Source organism: Legionella anisa (genome assembly GCF_001467525.1).
GTDB classification, from domain to species: Bacteria; Pseudomonadota; Gammaproteobacteria; order Legionellales; family Legionellaceae; genus Legionella; species Legionella anisa.
In genome coordinates, this window is the sequence record NZ_LNXS01000019.1 from 365,837 (window position 1) to 388,436 (window position 22,600).

Below are 22,600 nucleotides of genomic sequence, written 5' to 3' on the forward strand. Positions count from 1 at the left end.
TTAGGTCAATCTTTATCAGTATTACGAAGTTAGCTGAAAATTCATTTATTGCTTTTACCAATAAAATGCAATAAATGTAAAGAAACACAATATATCCTTCACAAGGATAAAGGGGATGGCATATGAATACTCAAGATTTTTTAACCAGCTATACCAAACGCTTTGTAGACAACAAAGAAGAAGAGATAAGTTTGGAAGAATACCTGGAATTGTGTAAAAATGACCCTTCAGCTTATGCCAATCCAGCGGAGCGCTTGTTAATGGCCATAGGCGAGCCTGAAATGATCGATACGCGTCATGATCCTGTTTTATCAAGGATTTTTTCCAATAAAATCATCCCAAGATATACTGTATTTCAAGATTTTTATGGCATGGAAGAGCCAATTGAGCAAATCGTTGGTTTTCTAAAACATGCAGCCCAAGGCTTGGAAGAAACCAAACAAGTCCTTTATCTCTTAGGACCTGTAGGAGGTGGTAAATCTTCTATTGCTGAGAAATTAAAAGATTTAATGGAAAAAATACCCTTTTACGCCATTAAAGGCTCACCAGTATTTGAATCCCCTTTATCCTTGTTTAATCCAATTGAAGATGCTGAGTTACTCCGAGAGCGTTTCGGGATCCCATCTCGATACCTACGTTATTTGATGTCCCCATGGGCAGTTAAACGTCTGCATGAATATAATGGGGATATTAGTCAATTTAGAGTAGTTAAAGTCAGACCTTCACGTTTAAAACAAATTGCCATTGCCAAAACAGAGCCAGGCGATGAAAACAATCAGGATATTTCTTCATTGGTAGGTAAAGTAGATATTCGTAAATTAGAAGAACATTCTCAAGATGATCCTGATGCATACAGTTATTCTGGCGGGTTATGCCGAGCAAACCGCGGTCTTTTAGAGTTTGTCGAAATGTTTAAAGCACCAATTAAGGTATTACATCCCTTGTTAACAGCCACCCAAGAAGGTAATTACAATGCGACTGAAGGTTTATCCTCCATTCCATTTGAGGGAATTATTTTAGCGCATTCGAATGAATCCGAATGGCAATCATTCAGAAATAATAAAAACAATGAAGCATTTATAGACCGTATTAACATAGTCAAAGTGCCTTATTGTCTGCGTGTTTCCGAAGAAATTAAAATTTACCAAAAACTCATTGATAACAGCTCATTGACGCATGCTCAATGTGCCCCGGGTACTTTGGATATGTTAGCGCAATTTTCAGTCTTAACTCGTTTAAAAGAACCGCAAAACTCCAGTATTTATTCCAAAATGCGGGTATATAATGGAGAAAGTTTAAAAGACACTGATCCCAAAGCAAAATCATATCAGGAGTACCGCGACTTTGCCGGTGTCGATGAAGGAATGAGCGGTGTATCAACGCGCTTTGCTTTCAAAATCCTTTCTAAAGTCTTTAATTTTGATCATAGTGAAGTAGCTGCAAACCCCGTACATTTAATGTATGTGTTGGAGCGTCAAATTGAACAAGAACAATTCCCACAAGAGGTGCAGGAATCCTATTTGGGCTTTATCAAAGAATATCTCGCACCCAAGTATGTTGAATTTATTGGCAAAGAAATTCAAACAGCCTATTTGGAATCGTATTCTGAGTATGGCCAAAATATCTTTGACCGCTACATCACCTATGCCGACTTCTGGATTCAAGATCAGGATTATCGTGATCCAGATACCGGTGAGATTTTTGACCGTGCCTTATTAAACCAAGAGCTTGAAAAAATAGAAAAACCGGCAGGTATATCGAATCCAAAAGATTTTCGTAATGAGGTGGTGAATTTTGTTTTACGTGCTCGTGCGAATAATCGCGGCAAAAATCCAGTGTGGAATAGTTATGAAAAATTAAGATCAGTAATTGAGAAAAAGATGTTCACTAATACTGAAGACTTGTTACCCGTTATCTCCTTCAATGCCAAAGCATCTGAAGATGATAAGAAAAAACACGAAGAGTTTATTTCGCGAATGGTTGATAAAGGATATACACGCAAACAAGTACGCTTGCTTTGTGAATGGTATTTGCGAGTGCGTAAGTCACAATAATAAAAATCTTTCTCTTGCACCTATGAGAGAAAGTTAAAATACTGGCTATTTTGTAGTTTGGGCAAATGCGCAATTCATAGCCCGGAAGCTACGATAAATACTTCCTGAGTTAAGGTTTTTTTAGCTCAAACTACAAATAGGTGCGGAATAAAAGTTTTTATGTGGGGCTAAATTATGTCGCAATTGATTGATAGACGACAAAACGCAGGGAAAAAAAGCACGGTTAATCGTCAACGTTTTCTTCGTCGTTACAAAAATCAGATCAAACGTGCTGTCTCCGATGCTGTTGGAAAGCGAAGTATTACCGAAATTGACCAAGGCGAACAAATCACAATTCCCGCCAAAGACATTTCTGAACCGATGTTTCATCGAGGACAAGGTGGACATATAGAACGTGTATTACCAGGAAATGATAATTTTATTGCTGGCGATAGAATAAGAAGGCCCAGTGGAGGCTCGGGTGGCGGAGGGGATGGCTCAGAGGCCAGCGATAGCGGCGAAGGTGAAGATAATTTTGTTTTTGAATTATCTCGGGAAGAGTTTTTGGATCTGTACTTTGAAGATCTGGAATTACCGGATTTGGTGAAAAAAGAATTGGCGCGTATTAGCACCTTCAAAACGGTAAGAGCTGGCGTGACAACAAGCGGCATTCCTAATAATATTAATGTTCTTCGCTCAATGAAACAAGCAACCGGACGCCGAGTTGCTTTGGCGTCGCCCTACAAAAGACGATTAAAAGAAGCTGAAGAAGAATTAGAGCAACTGCAAGCTCAACCTGTTCCAGATACCGAAGTCCTAAAAAGCCTGCAAAAGAAGATTGAGCATCTAAAGAAGAAAATACAAACTGTTCCATTTATTGACACCATTGATCTACGTTATAACTTTCGTGTTCGTGTTCCTTCACCTTCGACTCAAGCAGTCATGTTCTGTGTTATGGACGTCTCAGGTTCAATGGATGAGGCTAAAAAAGACATTGCAAAACGTTTCTTTATCTTGCTTTATATGTTTCTCACCAAAAATTATGAAAAAATTGATCTGGTATTTATCCGGCACCATACTTCTGCTAAGGAAGTGAATGAAGAAGAGTTTTTTTACTCTCGCGAAACCGGAGGTACCGTAGTTTCCAGTGCCTTGGAACTCCTAAGTACCATTATCGAAAACCGCTATCCACCAGAAGCATGGAATATCTATGTGGCACAAGCGTCAGATGGGGATAACTGGAATGCTGATTCACCTTATTGTCAGGAGTTGCTGCAAGATAAGATTATGCCTTTATTACAATATTTTGCTTACATTGAAATCATGCCGCGCCATCATCAAAGTTTATGGGAAGTCTATCAACTGGTAAAAGAACGCTATCCTAATTTTGCTATGGAAAATATTGATACAGTGGCGGATATATATCCCGTTTTTCATGAGCTATTTAAAAGGAAAACTGCATGAAAAAGAAGAAGCCATTATCCACGGGTGCAGAATGGACCTTTGAATTAATTCAGGACTATGATCGTGAAATTGCACGCATCGCCAAAGATTTTAAGTTAGATACTTATCCGAACCAAATAGAGGTCATTACCGCAGAGCAAATGATGGATGCTTATGCTTCAGTAGGTATGCCTATAGGTTATCATCATTGGTCTTTCGGCAAACATTTTGTCGGTGTTGAAAAAAGTTATAAACGTGGACAAATGGGCTTAGCTTATGAATTAGTTATTAATTCAAACCCGTGCATCTCCTATCTCATGGAAGAAAATACCATAGCCATGCAAGCCTTAGTGATTGCTCATGCCTGTTATGGTCATAACTCATTTTTTAAAAATAATTATTTATTTAAAATGTGGACTTCTGCTGATGCGATCATTGACTATTTAGTATTTGCACGAAAATACATCAGTGATTGCGAACAACGCTATGGCATTAATGAAGTAGAAGCTGTCTTGGACGCTTGTCATGCATTGATGAACTATGGCGTGGATCGCTATAAACATCCTACTCCTTTATCCATACAGGAAGAAAAAATTCGCCAACAAAACCGCGAAATTTATATGCAATCTCAAGTTAATGAATTATGGCGGACCATTCCACAAAGTAGACAAGTTACTGAAGAAGCCAAGAAGAAACGTTTCCCGGATGAACCACAAGAAAATATTTTATATTTTATTGAGAAAAATGCACCTTTATTAGAACCTTGGCAGCGAGAAATCGTACGGATCGTACGTAAAATGGCTCAATATTTTTATCCTCAAGGCCAAACTAAGGTAATGAATGAGGGATGGGCGTGTTTTTGGCACTATACCCTTTTACATGCACTGTACGATGAGGGCTTGGTTACCGATGAATTTATGCTGGAAATCTTGCAAAGCCATACCAACGTCATCATGCAGCCACCTTATAATAGTCCATATTATAGTGGTATTAATCCCTATACATTGGGATATCATATGATGCAAGACATCAAGAGGATTTGCGAAAATCCTACCGAAGAAGATAAAACCTGGTTTCCTTATTTGGCCAATACAGATTGGTTAAGCAGTCTGGATAATGCAATGCGTCATTTCAAAGATGAAAGTTTTATTGCCCAATACTTATCTCCTAAATTAATTCGTGATTTAAAATTATTTCATATCGTAGACGACGATCGCAGCCCCGATCTTTACATCAATGCAATTCATAATGAATCAGGATATCAAAAAATAAGAGAAGCATTGTCAAGACAATATAATCTAGGTTACTTGGAACCTGATATTCAAATTTATTCGGTTGACTTACAAGGTGATCGCTCAATGACGTTACGGTACACCCAGCAAAATAGAGTACCTTTGGGTCAAACCACAGTCGATGTTTTGAAACATCTCTATTTTTTATGGAAATTTCCTATCGTTTTGCAAGCAGTAAACTCCGAAAATGAGACCACTGAAGAATATCATTGTCCGCCATTAGCTCACGGCCAAAATTAAATTCATGTATTTTCCACTTGCATACAGTTAAACAGAAGCGGAACCCGGGTTACGGCTTCGCCTGAACCCAGGCTACGTTATTGTCAATGTTTACTCGAATGGTTGGATTTGAGTGCATCTGCTTACATTATTTTATTGGCTTATCTTCTTTAATAATGGCAGTACTTGCATACACTTTAATAGCGCCTTCCACATAGGGATCCAGATGAAGCACTGTAGCAAAAACTTTGGCTGCTACCTCGTTGGTATTGAGGTACCAATCACTAATATCGTCAGAGTAATATTGAATAATCATAGGCTTAAACAGTGCATATGCCGCACCAGCCTGCTGTCTTGTGCCAAGTCGTGCTTTCACAAAATATTTGTTCCCTTTAAGCGCCAGATTCATTAGCTCCACCGTTTCTTTGAGGGTAATGGGAGTAACTGCTTCGACTGGAATCGAATCACTTGAATAAACTTTTACTGTAACAGCAAGCTTATCACCGAAATCATGAACCCGATTAATAAAAGAGGCCAATGCGCGGGCTTTATCCTCATCACACACCGTAATTTTGATTTCCATTTCAAGCCCATCACCGGTCAAATCCCCTACATGCACGCAAGGATCAGCGTTTAAGGCAGCACTCAACTGGTTTTTCAATAGATACCAGGGAGGAAGAAGCATCTTATTTCCTGCATGTGCCATTGAAGTCACGCTGCTTAACATAAAACAAATAAATAAACTTAGAAATAACCCGGTTTTTCGATTCATAATGATGTTCCGTATTATTTAAAAAAAGCCTCTATTGGGTCTGTAAATAAACCCAATAGAAGGTGCTTGGAAATTACTCTAACGCCATTTCCATAGCAAAGGCCAACGCCAGTTTAGAGAAGTTAGTCATATGTTCCAGACTCAACCTGTCCATAGTATCCTTGGAGCTATGAATGTAAGGATTATGCTCTTCAAAATTAGACTCGCATGGGAATGCTGCAGGAATACCTACTTCATCCCATGAAGCATGGTCACTGCAACCATAGCCACATTCTGAATACGCAACCGGAACTTGTACATAATTGCTGATTAATTCCGCTACGAAATTACTTAAACTCTCGTCTGTATAATCGGTAAATACCCACATTGTTGGATCTTTGGGATTCACGCGATAACCTGTCATATCAAACTGAATAGCGGCTTTTACCGGAATCGAGTTGTCCATAAAATGCTCTACAACGTACTGAGAGCCTACTAAACCTCGCTCCTCAGCGGCATACCAAATAATATAAATCGGACGTTTAAACGTTGTTTTGGAAGATAACAAAATGCGCGCCATTTCCATAATTGATGAAGAACCGCTTCCATCATCTCCAGCACCTGGCATACGTCCATCCAGCGTGTCCATATGCGCTCCAATCACTACCGCAGGCGCATTGATGTCTTTGCCAATGACCGTTACTAACGAAGGTTGCTTATAATAACTCCCTGTTTTTACGAAAAAGGTTGCAGTATCAGTACGACCACTCGCAGCAGCCATGTCATCAAACGTTTTTTTCAACCATTTTGCCGCATCCACGCCGGTATCTTTGGTAGCTGAACGATTCTGGAATGAAGTAAGTTTCGTCAAAGTATTCCAAATATTATCTGGAGTTACATTCTGTAATGCTTCATTGACTTCATCTGGGTGTTTCAACTCATATACTGTGCTTTTGGGTTGCGCTACTTTAATTGTTCTTTTCAGCAGGACTCTCTGAGCAGATTGCTTTTTTGCTGGTAGCAAAGAACCGAGTATATGATGGCTAACATTCACAAAACGACCGCAATTTACTTGATCTGCCAGATGGCTCAGAGCATCCACATCTGCTGCAGGAATATCAATAATTTTAAATTGTTTATTTTCTGCCAAAACCTCATACGGAGTAGCAATTTTTGCTGCAAGACATTGAGGCACTTGCAACTGTTCATGAACAGGGGCGCTTTCCGCCAAAACATGAGTACTAGCAAGCACTGAGCCCACTGCGATAGAGGTCATCCATTGATTCAAACGCATTTCTACTCCTATGTTAAATTAAATTCGAAACGTATTCACATCGTAAAAACTCACTTTACCTAAATTCTGCAGTTGGATCTACTGTTTAATTTAAGTTTTATTCAATAAAAAAATAACCACATGACTTTTTTTTGGTCTTTTTGCTATTGATAATCATTTTCATTTACGCTACAGTTTGAACCCCAATCCATTAGTTGAGCAAATAAATGGCAGCAAATAAGAAAAGATTCAAAAAAATTCCTCGTTATATTGCTCTAGGGTCTCTTACTGTAGGCGCTAGCTTAATTCTTGGCTTTCTAAGTTTTGGTGGGATGTATGCATTGTATCCTATCTTACCTTTAGCATTTGCTGCTTTTGGTCTCTCTGTAGCCTATGAGGGTGAAGTTTATTTACAAAATATTAAAGGAGCTTTTAAAAAAATATTTAAAAGCAACTACTTAGAGAATCATCTGGCTAAAGAATATTTGCTGGAGCATTTTCCCAAAAATACTGATTCTGAAGAGTGCCCTCAGTTTTTCAAAGATTATGAAGCGCAACTTAATCTTCTGAAGGACTTTAATCATAAACAACTTAATAAAGAAAGTAGAAAGCGCAAAAAGCAAATAGAAAAAACGCTGACGGACATGGAAAAATGGTTCGCTTTGCAATTATTTGCAACCAAAAAAAAGAAACAAGGTGAGGAAGAAGAACTATCCAAATATACAAAATCCTTAAGAGATTGGCTTGATGCTCATGGCCAAAAGGAGTGGCAAGAACGCTTAGAAAAACGTCAATCCACATTTAATTTTGTTAAAGGCTTCAGCCTGGTTGCTGGACTGTTCATGGGGCTTGGTAGTACCTACCTCATTGTGGAAGCGTTTAGCGTCATTCCCCTAATGGCCGCCATTCCCTTTGCTTTTTGGCCAATCCTCATTGTTCCCATGGCAGTAGTTGCTGGAGCTGCTTATGGCATGTTAACTTACAATACAATCACCGATCTCATTAACAATGACACCATCAAAAGATGGTATACCAAGCTCAAAAATGACTTAAGTCAAGGTATAACAGCGCGTAATATATTGATGACGCTCACTGCCGTATTTTTAGTCGGCTTAGCAATCGCGCTTACTGTGTGTACTGCAGGTACTTGGTGGACTGTGGCAACCAGTGCCCGTCCTTTATTCGAATGGATGAAAAAAATACCCAGTTTTGTGATGGGAATTATCAATCCCATCATCACGGGATTATCCGCGATATCGTTTAACATCCAAAACTCTTCTGAATCTCTGGAAATGGTCTATGAGGCTACTGATCCCAAGACCAATAACGAGAATATATTTCAACGTACCTACAAAGCCATTGCCGATGGACTCACCCATGTATGGGATACTGAAAATTGGTTACAGATGATTAACCCCTTCCGTATCCTATTAAAATTAACGGTTACCCCATTACGTATCCTGCTTTTTTTTGGTCACTTAGTGAGCGTTGCCCTGACTTCGGATCGCATGCCAGGGGTTCCCCAAATAGTAGCTGCTCTTGTAGCAATTATCAGCGAAGGATTCGAAGACGCGCACTATTTCATTGGATCCAGTAGTAAAACAAAAACATTATTGGAGGAACGTTTGGGTTCTGAAGAAGAGCATAATGAAGATATTCCATCCAAGCTTCTCAAATGGATCGCCTCACCTTTATATTTCCTTGCAGCCGCTTGGGATTGCTTGGCAAGTAAAAAGAATGCGGTCCCTAGTGATGAAGCCACTGTTCAACCCAAAAGACTGACTTTAAAACAAGCATGGAATAAACAGCGAAGTGTACCTGAAGAAGAGGATGTAGCATTACCTGAAGACGCAAAACGCCCATCAAAAGGATGGAACGTTGAGCATGCAGTTTCTCTGATTGAAAAATATGAAAGAAAGCACCTTGATAAGGTATGGTTTGGTGACGAAATAGCTGATGATAAAAAGAAAGCACTTCGGCAATTAAAAACTAAAGTTCGCGAAACTACCTCTAATGGTTCTTCAGTGGATGAGGTACTTACAGATGCAAGAAATAATGCTGTCTATAATCGACATCGTTTATTTGCCATGCAAGATGATGAACCAACTACTACCCAAGAGTTCATTGAAGCATTACCTGAACGCGTTAATGCAATTTAATAAAGTACTTTATTGATAAGCAACAATCCAGCACAAACCATCCCTATCTTCTCAGAAGAAGGGATGGAATCACTCGAAAAAATTATTCTCATTTTCCTGAAAAATTTTCGGTACAATATAGAGCGTGTCAACATGCCCTAATATCTTAGGTTTATTTTTTATTTGACCATCTCATGGATGCCGCGAACAAGTCCTGAGAGTTCCTCACAAAATTTAAACAGGAAACCTATTCTATAGTTTACGGTGATGCTTAAAAGGCTGTCATCCCTGAGTAGGCAGGGATCCATTTACAATGTACGCGGGAAAAACAAATTAAAAAAGGAAAAAATTGAGTAAAACAATCCTCCATGGCTTAATTTGTGCGATGAACTATTTTTGATGGATGGATCCCTGCCTACGCACACTACTGTCCGGTAAAAATTTTGCTCTCCTGCAATAGGTAATGTGCCTAGATGAATGCTGAGGAGTCTACAAAAAAATTAGATTTTAATGGTTCTTGAAAAACGCTATCTTTCACAGTACATCTTTGATCTAAATAGGGATTTAGGACACCATTCTTGGTGTTTTATCAAGGACGTGCAACTATTCCTTTTGCTTTTACCGGACAGTAGTGTGCCTACGCAGGGATGACGGACAACAAATGACATTCTACCCTCTCAGGAACAAGTCGCGGCACGTAGGCGGGGGGATGAATTGTCAACATGCCCTAAAACTTCAGGAATTTTCTGAGCATAAGACTTTGTGCATATACCTCTTATGAAATATGATTATAGAGATATTGACTCAATGTAAGTTCTTGGAGGAATAATTGAAAAAAATTCTGCTCTATGCTGTCGCTTTATTTTTTCTGCTTATTAGTATCTGCAGTGCGCAACAACGCGATATTTCGATTACAATTGATGACTTACCTCTTGTTGATCTTCCCAATGAAATGTTTGAAAATATCGTTCACAGCTTCGTGAAACATCAAGTTCCTGCAATTGGTTTTATCATTGGTAGTCGAGTCAATAATGAAGCCATAAAACAGCTTATGCTCTTTAAGCAAAATGGACTTGAGTTAGGAAACCATACTTTTTCTCATTTGAATTTAAACCGTGTATCGTGTAAAGAATACATCAATGATCTGATTAAGGCAGATACAATTCTTGTGCCGTTTATGACTCAGCCAAAATATTTTCGTTACCCTTATCTTGCTGAAGGAAAATTATGGAGAAAAAGTATTATTCGCCAGTATTTGAGTAATAACAACTACATTGTTGCTCCAGTCACCATTGATAGTAGGGATTTTGAATTTAATACAGAATTAATAAAACAAATAGTACACAATCCAACTGCACCATTAACTGACTTAAAGAAGCGTTATCTCGAATATGTTTGGCAACGCACATTAACTGCTGAAAAAAATACCCCTGGAAAACAAATCTTACTTCTACATGTCAATTTGCTGAATGCTTATTTTTTAGATGATTTGCTGCAAATGTTTGAAGCCCGTGGCTATCATTTTATTTCACTTGCTGAGGCATTAAAGACATAGTGAATAGTCGTAGCCTGGGTGGAGCGCGCAGCGAAACCCGGGAAACATGTCATATATCTAGTTAAAATCTGAGAGCTTATATGAAAAACAAACCCGGGTTCCGCTACGCTCCACCCAGGCTACGATTTTTTTAACAAATTGGAAGCTTTTATTCACATTTCGCTAGCTTGAGCCAAAATGGCCTGATCACTTTGCAACAATAATTCCCTAGCATGAGAGCGCGTTTGCTCAGTTATTGTTAATCCTCCAAGCATGCGTGCTATTTCATCAATTTTTTCAGTAGATTGCAGTAAGGAAATATGAGTAAAAGTCTCTTGATTGTTGCTTCGCTTTTCTACCATAAAATGGTTATTGGCGGCGGCAGCAACCTGAGGTTGGTGCGTTACACAAAATACCTGCAAACGCTCTCCCAATTTACGAAGCATTTGCCCTACGAGGGCTGCGGTAGCCCCACCAATTCCTACATCCACTTCATCGAACAATAGAGTAGGTGTTGTACCTTGTTGGGCAGTAATCATTTGAATGGACAAGCTAATTCGCGAAAGCTCTCCGCCTGATGCCACTTTACTTAATGAATCAAGCTCCATACCTGGGTTGGTACATACCTTATATTCTACTTTATCCATTCCATGGAGGTGCATTTTTTCTAGATGAGATATCTCAATTTCCACCCATCCTTTAGGCATACCCAGTTGTTGGATACTTGCTGTAATTTCTTTCGCCAGTTTTTTTGCCTGTATTTTTCGTATCTCTCGCAGTTTAAGAGCAGCTTTTTCATAGATCGCAATCAATTGACCATGCTGTACTTTTAATTGGGCTAATCGGCTTTCACTGTCCTGCAGATTGTCTCGTTCTTTTTGCAAATTTTGCGCATGCTCATGAAGTTTGCTGCTATCAATATGATATTTTCGAGCAAGTTGATGTATTGCACTCATACGCGTTTCTATTTCATGCAAACGCTCCGGATCCAAATGAATACGCTCTGCAAATTGCTGCATTTCATCAATTGCTTCGTCACATTGAATCAGGGCACCATTGATCAATTCAAAAGCATTTTTAATTTGGGATTGTTCCTGCGGTAATTGACCCAGTAAATGCAAAATCTGATTTAAGCTGGTACAAATATTGGACTCATCCTCAGAATTTAATAAGCCATGTATTTGTTGGCATTTTTGCAAATACTCTCTAGCATGATGTAACATTTGATGTTCTTGATACAAAGTTTCAATTTCATTTTCATGCAGATTTAGCGCAGATAATTCTTCAATTTGAAATTGCAATAGTGCAATTCTGTCTTCTTGTTGTTCCTGGCTCTGTAATACATCGATTTCCTGCTGAATTTTCTGGCATTGTTTATAGGCCCGAGCAACCTCATCAAGTAACGCATGATTCTTGCCATATTGATCCAATTGTTGACGATGCGTTACATGCTGCATCAGTGTTTGATGTTGATGCTGTCCGTGAATATGGACTAGTTTTTCGCTTAATTCTTTTACTTTTTGCAATGGGAATGGTTGGCCATTAATGTATGATTTGGAACGACCTTCTGCATAAATCACCCGTCGCAAATAGATCTCGCCATCATCACAAGGAATATCGTGTTCTGCTAACCATTGCGCAGGTTCAGATCCCTGACCTACAAAAAATCCGGCAGTGATGTCACATTTTTCTTGACCAGGCCGGATAACCGAACCATCTGCTCTATCACCTAAAGCCAGCATCAAGGCATCGATCATAATCGATTTACCCGCCCCCGTTTCACCAGTGAAAGCAGTCATTCCCTGAGTAAAATCTAACTCCAAGTGTTGCACAATCGCAAACTGTTCAATGCACAAAGTTGTGAGCATGTTCTATCCTATCCTTGATGTTTGGATTCCCAACCCAGTTTTGATCGTAATGTATCATAATAATGATAATCAAGAGGATGTAACAGACGTAATTGATGACCATTTTTTTGAACCGTAACTTTTTGTCCCGGTTTAACCATTCTGGATTCATGACCATCACAACTTACTCGTAAATCCGCTTCATTAAACTGACTGATATGCAGTTCAATTTTAGCTTCTCCATCAATAACCAATGGACGGGAGCTTAAGCTATGCGAAAACATAGGTACAAGAACGATTGCATTTAACTGAGGATGCATGATAGGACCACCCGCAGATAAAGCATAGGCAGTAGATCCGGTAGGAGTCGATAAAATCATGCCATCAGAGCGATAATGACTCACCAATTGTCGATTGACATATACTGAAAATTCAATAAGATGTGTTTCCTTCCCGCGTCCTAAAACCACATCATTGAGCGCATCACCTTCAAAATAAGTATGATCTTCATCGTAAATGCGAGTATGTAAAAGGAAACGCTTTTCTTCTTCATAATCGCCGCGTAGTACAGCGCTCAATTGCGTTTCCAGTTCATGAGGTAAAATGTCGGTGAGGAATCCCAAACGCCCCCGGTTAATCCCAATGACCGGGGTATCTACTTTAATCGCCATGCGTGCAGCTGAGAGCAAACTCCCATCACCGCCAACCACAATGATCAAATCATTTTTTTTACCCATATCTTCTCTGGCTAATATGGGAATTTTTACATCAAATCCTGTAGATGTATCTACATCTTGATAGATTTGTACTTCTTGTTTTTCAAGAAAATCAACCAAACGGTATAAACTTTCATTTACCCCTTGATTTGCCCTGTGCTGGCGCGCATACAAGATGATCCGTTTGAATTTAACTTTACTCTTCAATGTTTGCTGTTCTTGATGCTTTTTTTCGTTCATGTTCTTTCAATGATTTTTTTCTTAATCGAATCGAATTAGGAGTTACTTCAACTAACTCATCATCATCAATAAACTCCAATGCCTGCTCCAAAGTGAGTTTTACAGCAGGAGTTAATATAATGTTTTCGTCAGAACCTGAAGCACGGATATTGGTTAATTGCTTTTCTTTAGTCACATTCACAACTAAATCATTATCGCGAGCGTGAATTCCAACAATCATCCCTTCATAACACACTGTCTGCGGCTCAACAAATAACCTACCACGATCTTGTAAGTTAAATAAAGCAAACGCGCGAGCCATACCTTGGCAATTGGCAATCAATACCCCGTTTGCCCGCTTTCCTATTCGTCCTTTAATTGCCGGACCATAATGATCATAAACATGATACATTAAACCGGTACCTGAGGTAGAGGACAAAAATTCATTATGAAAACCAATAAGGCCTCGGGTAGGAATCATATAGTCAAGACGTACTCTTCCTTTGCCATCAGGAACCATATTTTGCATTTCCCCGCGACGCTCACCCAATTTTTCCATAATAGTGCCCTGGTGATTTTCTTCCACATCGACAGTCAAATGCTCATAAGGCTCTTGTTGCTCACCATCGACTTCGCGAATAATCACCTCAGGTTTGCTGATCGCTAATTCATAGCCTTCTCGACGCATGGTTTCAATTAAAATGGATAAATGGAGTTCCCCGCGACCAGAAACTCTAAATTTATCGGGATCATCACAATCCTCAACACGTAAAGCAACATTATGTAATAATTCTGTTTCTAAACGTTCACGAATTTTTCGTGAAGTAACAAACTTTCCTTCCTGACCGGCAAAAGGCGAGTCATTGACCTGGAAGGTCATACTGATTGTAGGCTCATCAACCGAAAGAACCGGTAAGCCTTCAACCATATTAGGGTCACAAATCGTATCGGAAATTTTGAGGCCTTCAATACCGGTAATCGCAATAATATTGCCTGCGCTTGCTCCTTCAACTTCAATGCGCTCAAGACCTTTAAAACCTAATAATTGCAAGAGTCGACCGGTGCGAATATTGCCATCTTTGTCGATGATTTTTACTGCAGATTTTGCTTTAATTTGTCCTCGGGTAATACGACCGATTCCAATAGTACCAACATAGGATGAGTAGTCCAAAGAACTGATTTGCATTTGGAAAGGACCGTTCTCATCGACTTTGGGTGCTTCAACCTCATCAATAATTGTTTGTAATAAAGCACTCATATCTGTAGCTTCATCTTCCAAATTCAGCTTAGCATAGCCATTTAATGCAGAAGTATAGACAACAGGAAAATCCAATTGCGCATCGGTTGCACCCAAATTATCAAAAAGATCAAATACTTGATCCATAACCCAATGAGGTCTTGCTCCTGGGCGATCAATTTTATTAATCACAACAATAGGATGTAATCCACGAGCAAATGCCTTTTGGGTTACAAAACGTGTTTGTGGCATAGGTCCATCCACTGCATCCACCAGCAGCAATACACTATCAACCATCGATAAAATACGCTCTACTTCGCCACCAAAATCAGCATGTCCTGGAGTATCAACAATATTAATTTGATGATTTTTCCAATAAACACAGGTATTTTTGGCGAGAATAGTGATGCCCCGTTCTTTTTCTAAAGCATTGGAATCCATCACGCGTTCAACTTTGGGCGCCCTCTCATTTAATGTGCCTGTTTGTTGCAGTAATTTATCCACTAACGTGGTTTTACCATGGTCGACGTGGGCGATAATGGCGATATTGCGAATCTGATCAATCATAAATAACCTTTGAAGGAAAAAGCAGAGTATTTGTACATAGATTTGACATTATACATCAATAAACAGCTAAAACCTATCTGCTTCATGTATTTTAGTATAGCAAACTTCAATTGCTGCAGCTCCCATTGAGGGTAGAGCAGCTTTGTAGCCTGGGTGCAGCGCAGCGGAACCCGGGGATACCGTATTTTTACCGTGCCCGGGTTTCGCTGCGCTGCACCCAGGCTACCAATTTTTTTTTAGCTGCTAAAATAATAGTGAGGGGTTAAAAATAGGGAGTAACGATGAAACAACTAATTTTACATCCCACTGACATTAGCCAATGGCATGCATTAGTTAATGAGGCACAAGCTGCGACACAGCTGATGTTAACGGAGAATACCGAAAGTTATTTAGTCTTTTTATTAATGCGCTTTTCCCAAGGACCTAAACTCATTGAATCGGTTGTTGCACTTGATTTTCTTGAATCAATGCATAGGCCAAAAACATTGCAAATGGAATTATTGCGCGATGTAGGGGATAAAAGCTTACTCTTTTGTGGACTATTTCCAGGAATTGCCAAGAGACGCCATGTCAGCCTTGATTATTTTTCTGAAATGGGACAAGCCGCTTATTTAACAATCGGGGAGTTAGAAGGAAGGCATACAGCGGATCTGTACATTCAACTCAGCGAACAATTTCTTACATTAAGGCAAGTATTACAAGCAATGCGTGGGGAATGTGTCGAACTCATTCAATCAAACCAGGAAATCTTATCTTCTATAAAATTTACTTTGCAATAAATAACTTATTGTAGTTGTAGCCTGGGTGAAGGCAAAGCCGTAACCTGGGAAATCTGAATACAAATCATAGAACCCGGGTTCCGCTAAGCTACACTTGTCTCTTAGTCACAAGTTAAAAATCTTGGGGAAAAGTCAGATTTGAGAACGACTTTCACCCAAGATGTGCCAAATGTGGCTTTTCGGTGAATTGTGTATAAGATTCAGACGCTACACCCAGGCTACTGTACTCATTTCAACCCTTATGAAATAGCATCGTTACATCAATAGGATCAAAAGTATATTTCTTATTGCAAAAATCACAGCGAATAGCCACTTCACCTTGCTCCTTTAATAATTCTTTGGCTTCTTCCTCACCTAAAACAGCTAACACTTGCTTCATTTTCTCTAAACTACAGCGGCACTTAAATTGGGTTTTACGACTATCAAATATTCTGAGTTCTGTTTCATGATAAAGGCGGTAAAGTAATGTTTCATTATCTAAAGTGAGTAACTCGTGACCACTTACCGTTTGTCCTAGTTGTACGGCATATTCCCAAAATTGCTCTCTTTGTACCGTATCTTGACCAGGCATTAACTGTAATAACATCCCGGCTGCAGCATAATCATTCACAGCCAACCAAACTTGGGTGGCTACTTGCTCAGATTGAGCAAAATAGTCCATTAAATTCTCACTCATGGATGTTGATTGAATCGGAACCATACTTTGATATGAGTTTGTTTGATTGTATTGGTTAATGGTAATAACCATCTGTCCTTTAAGAAAAGCAGAGGCATATTCTTCGGTTTCCAGATTTTCAATAAATTGGGCAAAACCTCTTACATTAAACTCATGATCACATTGGACTAATAATAAAGGAAGTCGTTTATCGCCTTGAAATTGTAAATTTAAACTGCCTTGAAATTTAATACTGGATGCTAAAAGCAGACAAGAAACTATAGCTTCTCCCAACAAATTTTTAACCATTGGCGGATAGTTCCGTTGGCTCATAATGGCTTGGTACGTATTTTCAATATGAACAATTTCACCACGAATGTTGGCGTGTTCAAAAATAAAGCGTTGAAGGGTATCAGATTCTTTCATAATGGACTCAAAATAAAATTACAGCAAAACCAGGGGCATGTTTCCATTTCACGTGGCGCGCAAAGTATAACATAATTTTTTTGTAATTTTCCTGGAGAAAAAATTATCTTGAACTATGCTTTTAAAACATCCCTCTGATAAATTTAAGGACTAGATCATGATAGATAAAAACATCCTTGCACCTTTATTCAAAACAATTGACAAAGTCGTTTTTGGTATTGAAGAACAAAAAGAGCCAGAAACCAAACCTGACTTTATTGAAATAGATACAGAAGAAGAATTTGATGTTGAACGGTCTATTAATTAGTAGTTGATTCACAATACCAAGCACGCAATAATCGCTCTTTTTCGAGTGAGAAATCTTTAAGATGTTAAATGGCCAACAAATGGCAGCAGTACGTTATATAGACGGACCTTTATTAGTTCTTGCTGGGGCTGGAAGCGGTAAAACACGGGTAATAACGCAAAAAATAGGCTATTTAATTAATACGTGCGGCTATGCCGCCAATACAGTATGTGCAGTAACATTTACTAACAAAGCAGCCAATGAAATGCGTACTCGCGTTGCCGCCGTTCTGCCGGCAGCCAGTCGCCGGGGTTTAAAAGTAGCAACCTTTCATACCTTAGGCTTAAGCATTATTAAACGTAATTATAACTTATGTGATCTGAAAAAAGGTTTTTCTATTTTTGACAGTGAAGATTGTTTGCAAATCTTACGTGGCTTTTTACCTGCAAATAAAGCAACTGAACGTGAGTTTATTTTCCAAATTCAACAACAAATTTCGCGCTGGAAAAATGATCTTCTTACCCCTGATGACGTCATTAAAAATCAATCAGACACTCCTTTTTATGAAGAAGCCGCACTCTTGTATCCACGTTATCAGCAAGCACTTAAGGCATATAATGCGATTGATTTTGATGATTTAATTCGTCTTCCGGTCAGTCTTTTGAATGAACATCCTTCTGTATTAGAGTATTGGCAAAACAAAATTCGCCATTTATTGGTAGATGAATATCAAGATTCGAATACCAGCCAATACCTCTTGGTAAAAAAATTAACTGGAATCCAAGCTCGCTTTACTGTCGTGGGGGATGATGATCAATCCATTTACGCCTGGCGAGGTGCAAAGCCTGAAAATTTACAACAATTACAGCATGATTACCCCCAATTAAAAATAATCAAGTTAGAGCAAAATTACCGCTCGACCAACATTATTTTACACACTGCCAATCACCTTATTGCAAACAATCAGCATCTGTTTGAAAAAAAATTATGGAGTGAGTTCGGTCAAGGAGAACTCTTACGTGTTATTCGTTGCAAAGATGAAAATGACGAAGCGGAACAAGTAGTTGCTGATTTAATCAGCCATAAATTGCGCTTAAGAACTCAATATGGCGATTATGCAATTTTATACCGTGGCAATCATCAGTCGCGCGTATTTGAAAAAGTACTCCGTCATTATAGTATTCCCTATACAATCAGTGGTGGCCAGTCGTGGTTTGCCAAAGCAGAAGTTAAAGATGTATTTGCCTATCTGAAACTACTGTGCAATGAAGCAGATGATGCTGCTTTTTTAAGAGTGATCAACACCCCCAAACGTGGCATTGGCGAGGCCAGCCTTGATGCATTAGGTCATTATGCTCAAAATAGAGGAGTCAGCCTTTATACGGCAGCCGATCACCTGGCACTTAGTGAATGTATTGCAGAAAAACCACGTTCAGCATTGCTTGTTTTTAAATCCTGGATAGAAGAAATAAAAAAACGATTAACTGCTGGATCGATTATTGAGCATTTGAAACAAATGGTAGAAGACAGTGGTTATGAAGCCTACATTTATGAACAATGCGATACTCCAGCAAAGGCGCAAAAAAAGATGGACAATGTCTGGGAATTGTTAGAATGGGTTGGACGTTTATTAGCAAAGAATCCAGAGCAGACCTTAGCAGAAGTGATTAATAAATTAATTTTGATCGATATTCTTGAACAAGCAGATGAACACGATAATGAGACTTTACAACTCATGACATTGCATGCATCAAAGGGGTTGGAGTTTCCTTACGTATATTTAGTGGGTATGGAAGAAGAATTATTGCCACATCGTGTAAGCATTGATGAAGAGCAAATTGAAGAAGAAAGACGCTTGGCGTATGTTGGAATTACCCGAGCACAAAAAGGATTATGTTTTACCTTAGCCAAGCAAAGACGCCGCGCGGGTGAGTTGCAAGATTGTTTGCCAAGCAGATTTTTAGATGAATTGCCCACAGAACATTTAGAATGGTTTGGTAAAAACATCGAACGGTCCGAAGAGCAATCAAAAAAGTTGGCTAAATCACATTTGGCAGGATTGAAAAGTTTGTTGAGTGAATCCTGATTTGAGCATGAATGTATCCTGGGCTACACTGCGCACCCAGGATACATCAGAAATTCAACCCTATGCAGAAGCGCTTCCCGATTGCTATACTGAATCTATGAAAAAAAATATCATTTTGTTCATTGTTTCTTTTGCCATGTTTATGGAGGCAGTTGATACGACTATTATTAACACTGCTATTCCTGTTATGGCACAGAGTTTAAACGTCAATCCGGTTGATTTGAAATTAGCACTGATCAGCTATCTTATGAGCTTGGCAATTTTTATTCCAATTAGCGGGTGGATCGCTGATAAGTTTGGCATGAAAATCGTTTTTATTACGGCGATCTCTGTTTTTACCTTAAGTTCGGTTTGGTGTGGATTCACTAATAGCCTGGAAGAATTAATTTGTGCGCGCATCATGCAGGGCTTGGGAGGTTCCCTCACCATGCCTATTGGTCGCCTCATTATTTTACGGACTTGTGAACGACATGAATTAGTCGCAAAAATGAGTATCGTAGTCATGGTTGCCTCTTTGGGATTAATGCTTGGGCCATTACTAGGCGGAATTATTACCTATCGTTTTTCCTGGCGTTGGATCTTTTGGGTCAATATTCCTGTTGGGATATTTGCTGTAATTTTATCAAGCAAATTATTACCTTACATGCCTCCTCGTCCGGTTCCTCCTCTTGATAAATTAGGCTTTGTTCTTTTTGGCAGTGGATTAGCTACCTTAACTTTTAGTTTATCTATGGTCAGCGAATCAAATGTTACGATGTTACAAATCGTCACCGTTTTTTTTATTGCCCTTCTTCTATTAGGCGCCTATACCAAACACTCCTATAAAAGAAAACACCCTATTGTTAAAGTGGAACTTTTACACACACGTACATTTTGTGTCTCAATTTTGGGTAATTTATTAGCCCGTCTAGGTTTTGGGGGAGTCCCATTTTTATTACCTTTACTGTTGCAAATCGGGTTAGGCTATTCACCACAGCTCTCTGGTCTGTTGCTCGCTCCGATTGCCTTGGGTGTTTTTTTAGTTAAACCTTTATCAGTCTACATATTGCGCTGGTTTGGTTATAAAAATTTATTAATTTTAAATACAATGTTAGTCAGTATTTCGCTCTGGTCTTTTTTTTCCATTAACCAACATTCCTCCGTATATGGAATTGCATTTTTGACTTTTGCATACGGATTTCTAATTGCACTTCAGTACACGGGAATGAATTCTTTAGCTTATGCCAATATTACAGAAAACAATATGAGTGCAGCAACCAGCATTATGAGTACAACGCAACAATTGGCCCAAAGCTTTGGGGTTGCAGTATCAGCGATTTTGCTGAGTCTTTTCACATATATGTATTCTGAAGATCACGTTTCATCCATCCAAATATTCCATGATACGTTTCTAATGCTTGGAATACTTACTTTTTTTTCAGGGATCATTTTTATTTTTCTAAAGAAAGAAGATGGTCTTGAGTTAATTGAAATCCCTGAGCATTGATTTTTATAATTTCTTTTAGCCCCCTTAAGGCACGCCCTGTCTGCTTTTATAGGAAAAAACGGCTAAAAGATTGCAAAATATTAGAATTTTTACACAAAATGCTCTATGATGTGTGGGCATTATTTTGCTGTTTTCATATTAATTGTAAAAAAACTTTAAAATATTTAATAAAAAAACAGCACAATTAATAAAATAATGCTACAATGTCCTGGTAACAATTTAGGAAATTAACATGTCAGATAAAATTCGTGGTACAGTAAAGTGGTTCAATGAGTCCAAAGGTTTCGGTTTTTTAGAAAGTGGCGGTAAAGATTATTTTGTGCATTTCAGTGCAATTTTAGGCACCGGGTTTAAAACTCTTGCTGAAGGTGCAACAGTAATGTTCAAGCCAAGCAACGGACAAAAAGGTCCTCAAGCTGAAGAAGTTGAAGTAGTCTAAATCAATTTACTGAAACTCCTTATTCGCTTAAATATGACAGTATTTAAGCGGATAAGGAGTTTTTTACTTTAATTTTTATAAAAAATAAGTCCTCCAAAAAATTACCCCCACCGCTATTCATTAAAATTTTGATTTTTTTCTCATTCACTAACATCTTGTGAACCCAGATACGTACACCGATTGATATACACCAAGTAAACCATGCTTTTCTCGAAATTATGTTGCCTAAGTGACTGGAATAATTAATAAAATAAGTAATAATAAAATGACATACATTGATGTCGCTATTAGGGTCTGTTTACATTTCGCTAGTTTGGCCAAGATAGTAGAAATGTAAACAGACCCTAGTTGAAATTAAAAACAATCAAGTTAGTCAGGCATGATAACTCATTGTATGCTCAAAGTAATAAGCTATCCCAGAAGAGTCTTCTTGTTTCAAAAGATCTTAGGGATGTTTTGGATAAGGAATTGGGTCAATGAAGGTCTTAAAATACAAGGAGTCGTAATATGAGTAAAAAAATCGCGGTTATTGTTGGAAGCCTGCGCAAGGAGTCTTACAACAGAAAAATGGCAAAAGTGCTGATTTCCCTAGCCCCTAAGTCATTAAATCCGCACATTGTTGAAATTGGTGATTTGCCACTATATAACCAAGATCTGGATGATGAAAATAGACCTCCAGCTGCTTGGCTGCACTTTCGTGAGCAAATGAAAACATATCAAGGTGTATTGTTTGTTACTCCGGAATACAATCGCTCAGTTCCGGGAGTACTTAAAAACGCAATTGATGTAGGCTCTCGTCCTTATGGTAAAAGTATTTGGAGCAAGTTGCCTGGTGCAGTGATAAGCGTTTCTCCTGGAGCTATTGGAGGATTTGGAGCAAACAATCATTTAAGACAATCATTTGTTTTTTTAGACATTCCAACCCTTCAGCAACCCGAAACCTACATAGGCATGGCAGCAGACTTGTTTGACGAACAGGGAAACATCAAAAAAGAAGACACAAAAAAGTTCTTGCAAAAATTTATGGATGCTTATGCTGATTGGGTTGAACTAAATACTAAGGGTTAATTCTCAACAAAACATAATGGAACTTTTTGTAAGCATGCTAAATTGAGGAATCTCAAAAGGATATAGCTCTTTTTTTGCATGCCATCACGAATAATTATTTTGGTTT

General features: G+C 38.7%; 17 protein-coding genes. 11 read left to right on the plus strand and 6 right to left on the minus strand.

All coding sequences use genetic code 11. From position 1 onward, the window contains the following. The first annotated feature begins 122 nt into the window (after positions 1-122). From Lani_RS05930 to Lani_RS05940, 3 genes are all read left to right on the plus strand, one after another. Positions 123-2,054 carry a PrkA family serine protein kinase gene (locus Lani_RS05930; RefSeq protein ID WP_019232882.1) on the plus strand — a complete coding sequence of 644 codons (1,932 nt, stop codon included), beginning with the start codon at positions 123-125 and terminating at the stop codon, positions 2,052-2,054. Between the two features lie 174 nt (positions 2,055-2,228). Then, positions 2,229-3,497, plus strand: coding sequence for a YeaH/YhbH family protein (locus Lani_RS05935; RefSeq protein ID WP_019232881.1), 1,269 nt, complete (start codon positions 2,229-2,231; stop codon positions 3,495-3,497). Continuing rightward, a complete protein-coding gene (locus Lani_RS05940; protein ID WP_019232880.1) occupies positions 3,494-5,008 on the plus strand; it encodes a SpoVR family protein in 1,515 nt (504 codons plus the stop codon). Before Lani_RS05935 ends, Lani_RS05940 begins: the two co-directional genes overlap by 4 nt. Positions 5,009-5,135: 127 nt before the next feature. Here the strand turns inward: Lani_RS05940 and Lani_RS05945 are convergent, their stop codons facing one another. After that, positions 5,136-5,759, minus strand: a complete 624-nt coding sequence (locus Lani_RS05945; protein WP_019232879.1) for a hypothetical protein — start codon at positions 5,757-5,759, stop codon at positions 5,136-5,138. A 73-nt stretch (positions 5,760-5,832) separates the two neighbouring features. After that, complete coding sequence (gene lapA, locus Lani_RS05950; protein WP_019232878.1) at positions 5,833-7,032, minus strand: aminopeptidase LapA; 1,200 nt, start codon at positions 7,030-7,032, stop codon at positions 5,833-5,835. A gap of 206 nt (positions 7,033-7,238) precedes the next feature. Between lapA and Lani_RS05955 the strand changes: the two genes are divergently transcribed. Continuing rightward, positions 7,239-9,170: a membrane protein gene (locus tag Lani_RS05955; protein ID WP_019232877.1), complete on the plus strand. Its 1,932-nt coding sequence runs from the start codon at positions 7,239-7,241 to the stop codon at positions 9,168-9,170. An 808-nt stretch (positions 9,171-9,978) separates the two neighbouring features. Next, positions 9,979-10,704 carry a polysaccharide deacetylase family protein gene (locus Lani_RS05960; protein WP_019232876.1) on the plus strand — a complete coding sequence of 242 codons (726 nt, stop codon included), beginning with the start codon at positions 9,979-9,981 and terminating at the stop codon, positions 10,702-10,704. Positions 10,705-10,856: 152 nt separating this feature from the next. On the opposite strand, the gene recN is transcribed toward Lani_RS05960, so the two are convergent. Genes recN through typA form a run of 3 tightly spaced genes read right to left on the minus strand, consistent with a single transcriptional unit; the run spans position 10,857 to position 15,269 of the window. Next, positions 10,857-12,551: a DNA repair protein RecN gene (gene recN, locus Lani_RS05965; protein WP_019232875.1), complete on the minus strand. Its 1,695-nt coding sequence runs from the start codon at positions 12,549-12,551 to the stop codon at positions 10,857-10,859. Positions 12,552-12,559: 8 nt separating this feature from the next. After that, complete coding sequence (locus tag Lani_RS05970) at positions 12,560-13,486, minus strand: NAD(+) kinase (protein WP_019232874.1); 927 nt, start codon at positions 13,484-13,486, stop codon at positions 12,560-12,562. Next, positions 13,443-15,269 (minus strand): translational GTPase TypA, encoded by a 1,827-nt coding sequence (gene typA, locus Lani_RS05975; RefSeq protein WP_019232873.1) that lies wholly within the window; start codon positions 15,267-15,269, stop codon positions 13,443-13,445. Before typA ends, Lani_RS05970 begins: the two co-directional genes overlap by 44 nt. A 281-nt stretch (positions 15,270-15,550) precedes the next feature. Between typA and Lani_RS05980 the strand changes: the two genes are divergently transcribed. After that, the gene (locus Lani_RS05980) at positions 15,551-16,048 is read left to right on the plus strand and encodes a hypothetical protein (protein ID WP_019232872.1); all 498 of its coding nucleotides are present in this window, start codon (positions 15,551-15,553) and stop codon (positions 16,046-16,048) included. A gap of 232 nt (positions 16,049-16,280) precedes the next feature. On the opposite strand, the gene hslO is transcribed toward Lani_RS05980, so the two are convergent. Further along, a complete protein-coding gene (gene hslO, locus Lani_RS05985; protein WP_019232871.1) occupies positions 16,281-17,129 on the minus strand; it encodes an Hsp33 family molecular chaperone HslO in 849 nt (282 codons plus the stop codon). A gap of 157 nt (positions 17,130-17,286) precedes the next feature. Here hslO and Lani_RS20455 point away from each other — a divergent pair, with 157 nt between their 5' ends. The 5 genes from Lani_RS20455 to Lani_RS06005 all read left to right on the plus strand — a co-directional run bounded on the left by Lani_RS20455 (position 17,287) and on the right by Lani_RS06005 (position 22,494). Further along, positions 17,287-17,436 carry a hypothetical protein gene (locus Lani_RS20455; protein WP_019232870.1) on the plus strand — a complete coding sequence of 50 codons (150 nt, stop codon included), beginning with the start codon at positions 17,287-17,289 and terminating at the stop codon, positions 17,434-17,436. Positions 17,437-17,497: 61 nt separating this feature from the next. Continuing rightward, positions 17,498-19,501, plus strand: a complete 2,004-nt coding sequence (locus tag Lani_RS05990; RefSeq protein WP_019232869.1) for a UvrD-helicase domain-containing protein — start codon at positions 17,498-17,500, stop codon at positions 19,499-19,501. 97 nt (positions 19,502-19,598) lie between these two features. Further along, complete coding sequence (locus Lani_RS05995; protein WP_040522186.1) at positions 19,599-20,987, plus strand: DHA2 family efflux MFS transporter permease subunit; 1,389 nt, start codon at positions 19,599-19,601, stop codon at positions 20,985-20,987. Between the two features lie 232 nt (positions 20,988-21,219). Next, complete coding sequence (locus tag Lani_RS06000) at positions 21,220-21,426, plus strand: cold-shock protein (RefSeq protein WP_010652353.1); 207 nt, start codon at positions 21,220-21,222, stop codon at positions 21,424-21,426. 507 nt (positions 21,427-21,933) lie between these two features. Next, positions 21,934-22,494, plus strand: a complete 561-nt coding sequence (locus Lani_RS06005) for an NADPH-dependent FMN reductase (protein ID WP_019232866.1) — start codon at positions 21,934-21,936, stop codon at positions 22,492-22,494. The last annotated feature ends 106 nt before the right edge of the window (positions 22,495-22,600 follow it).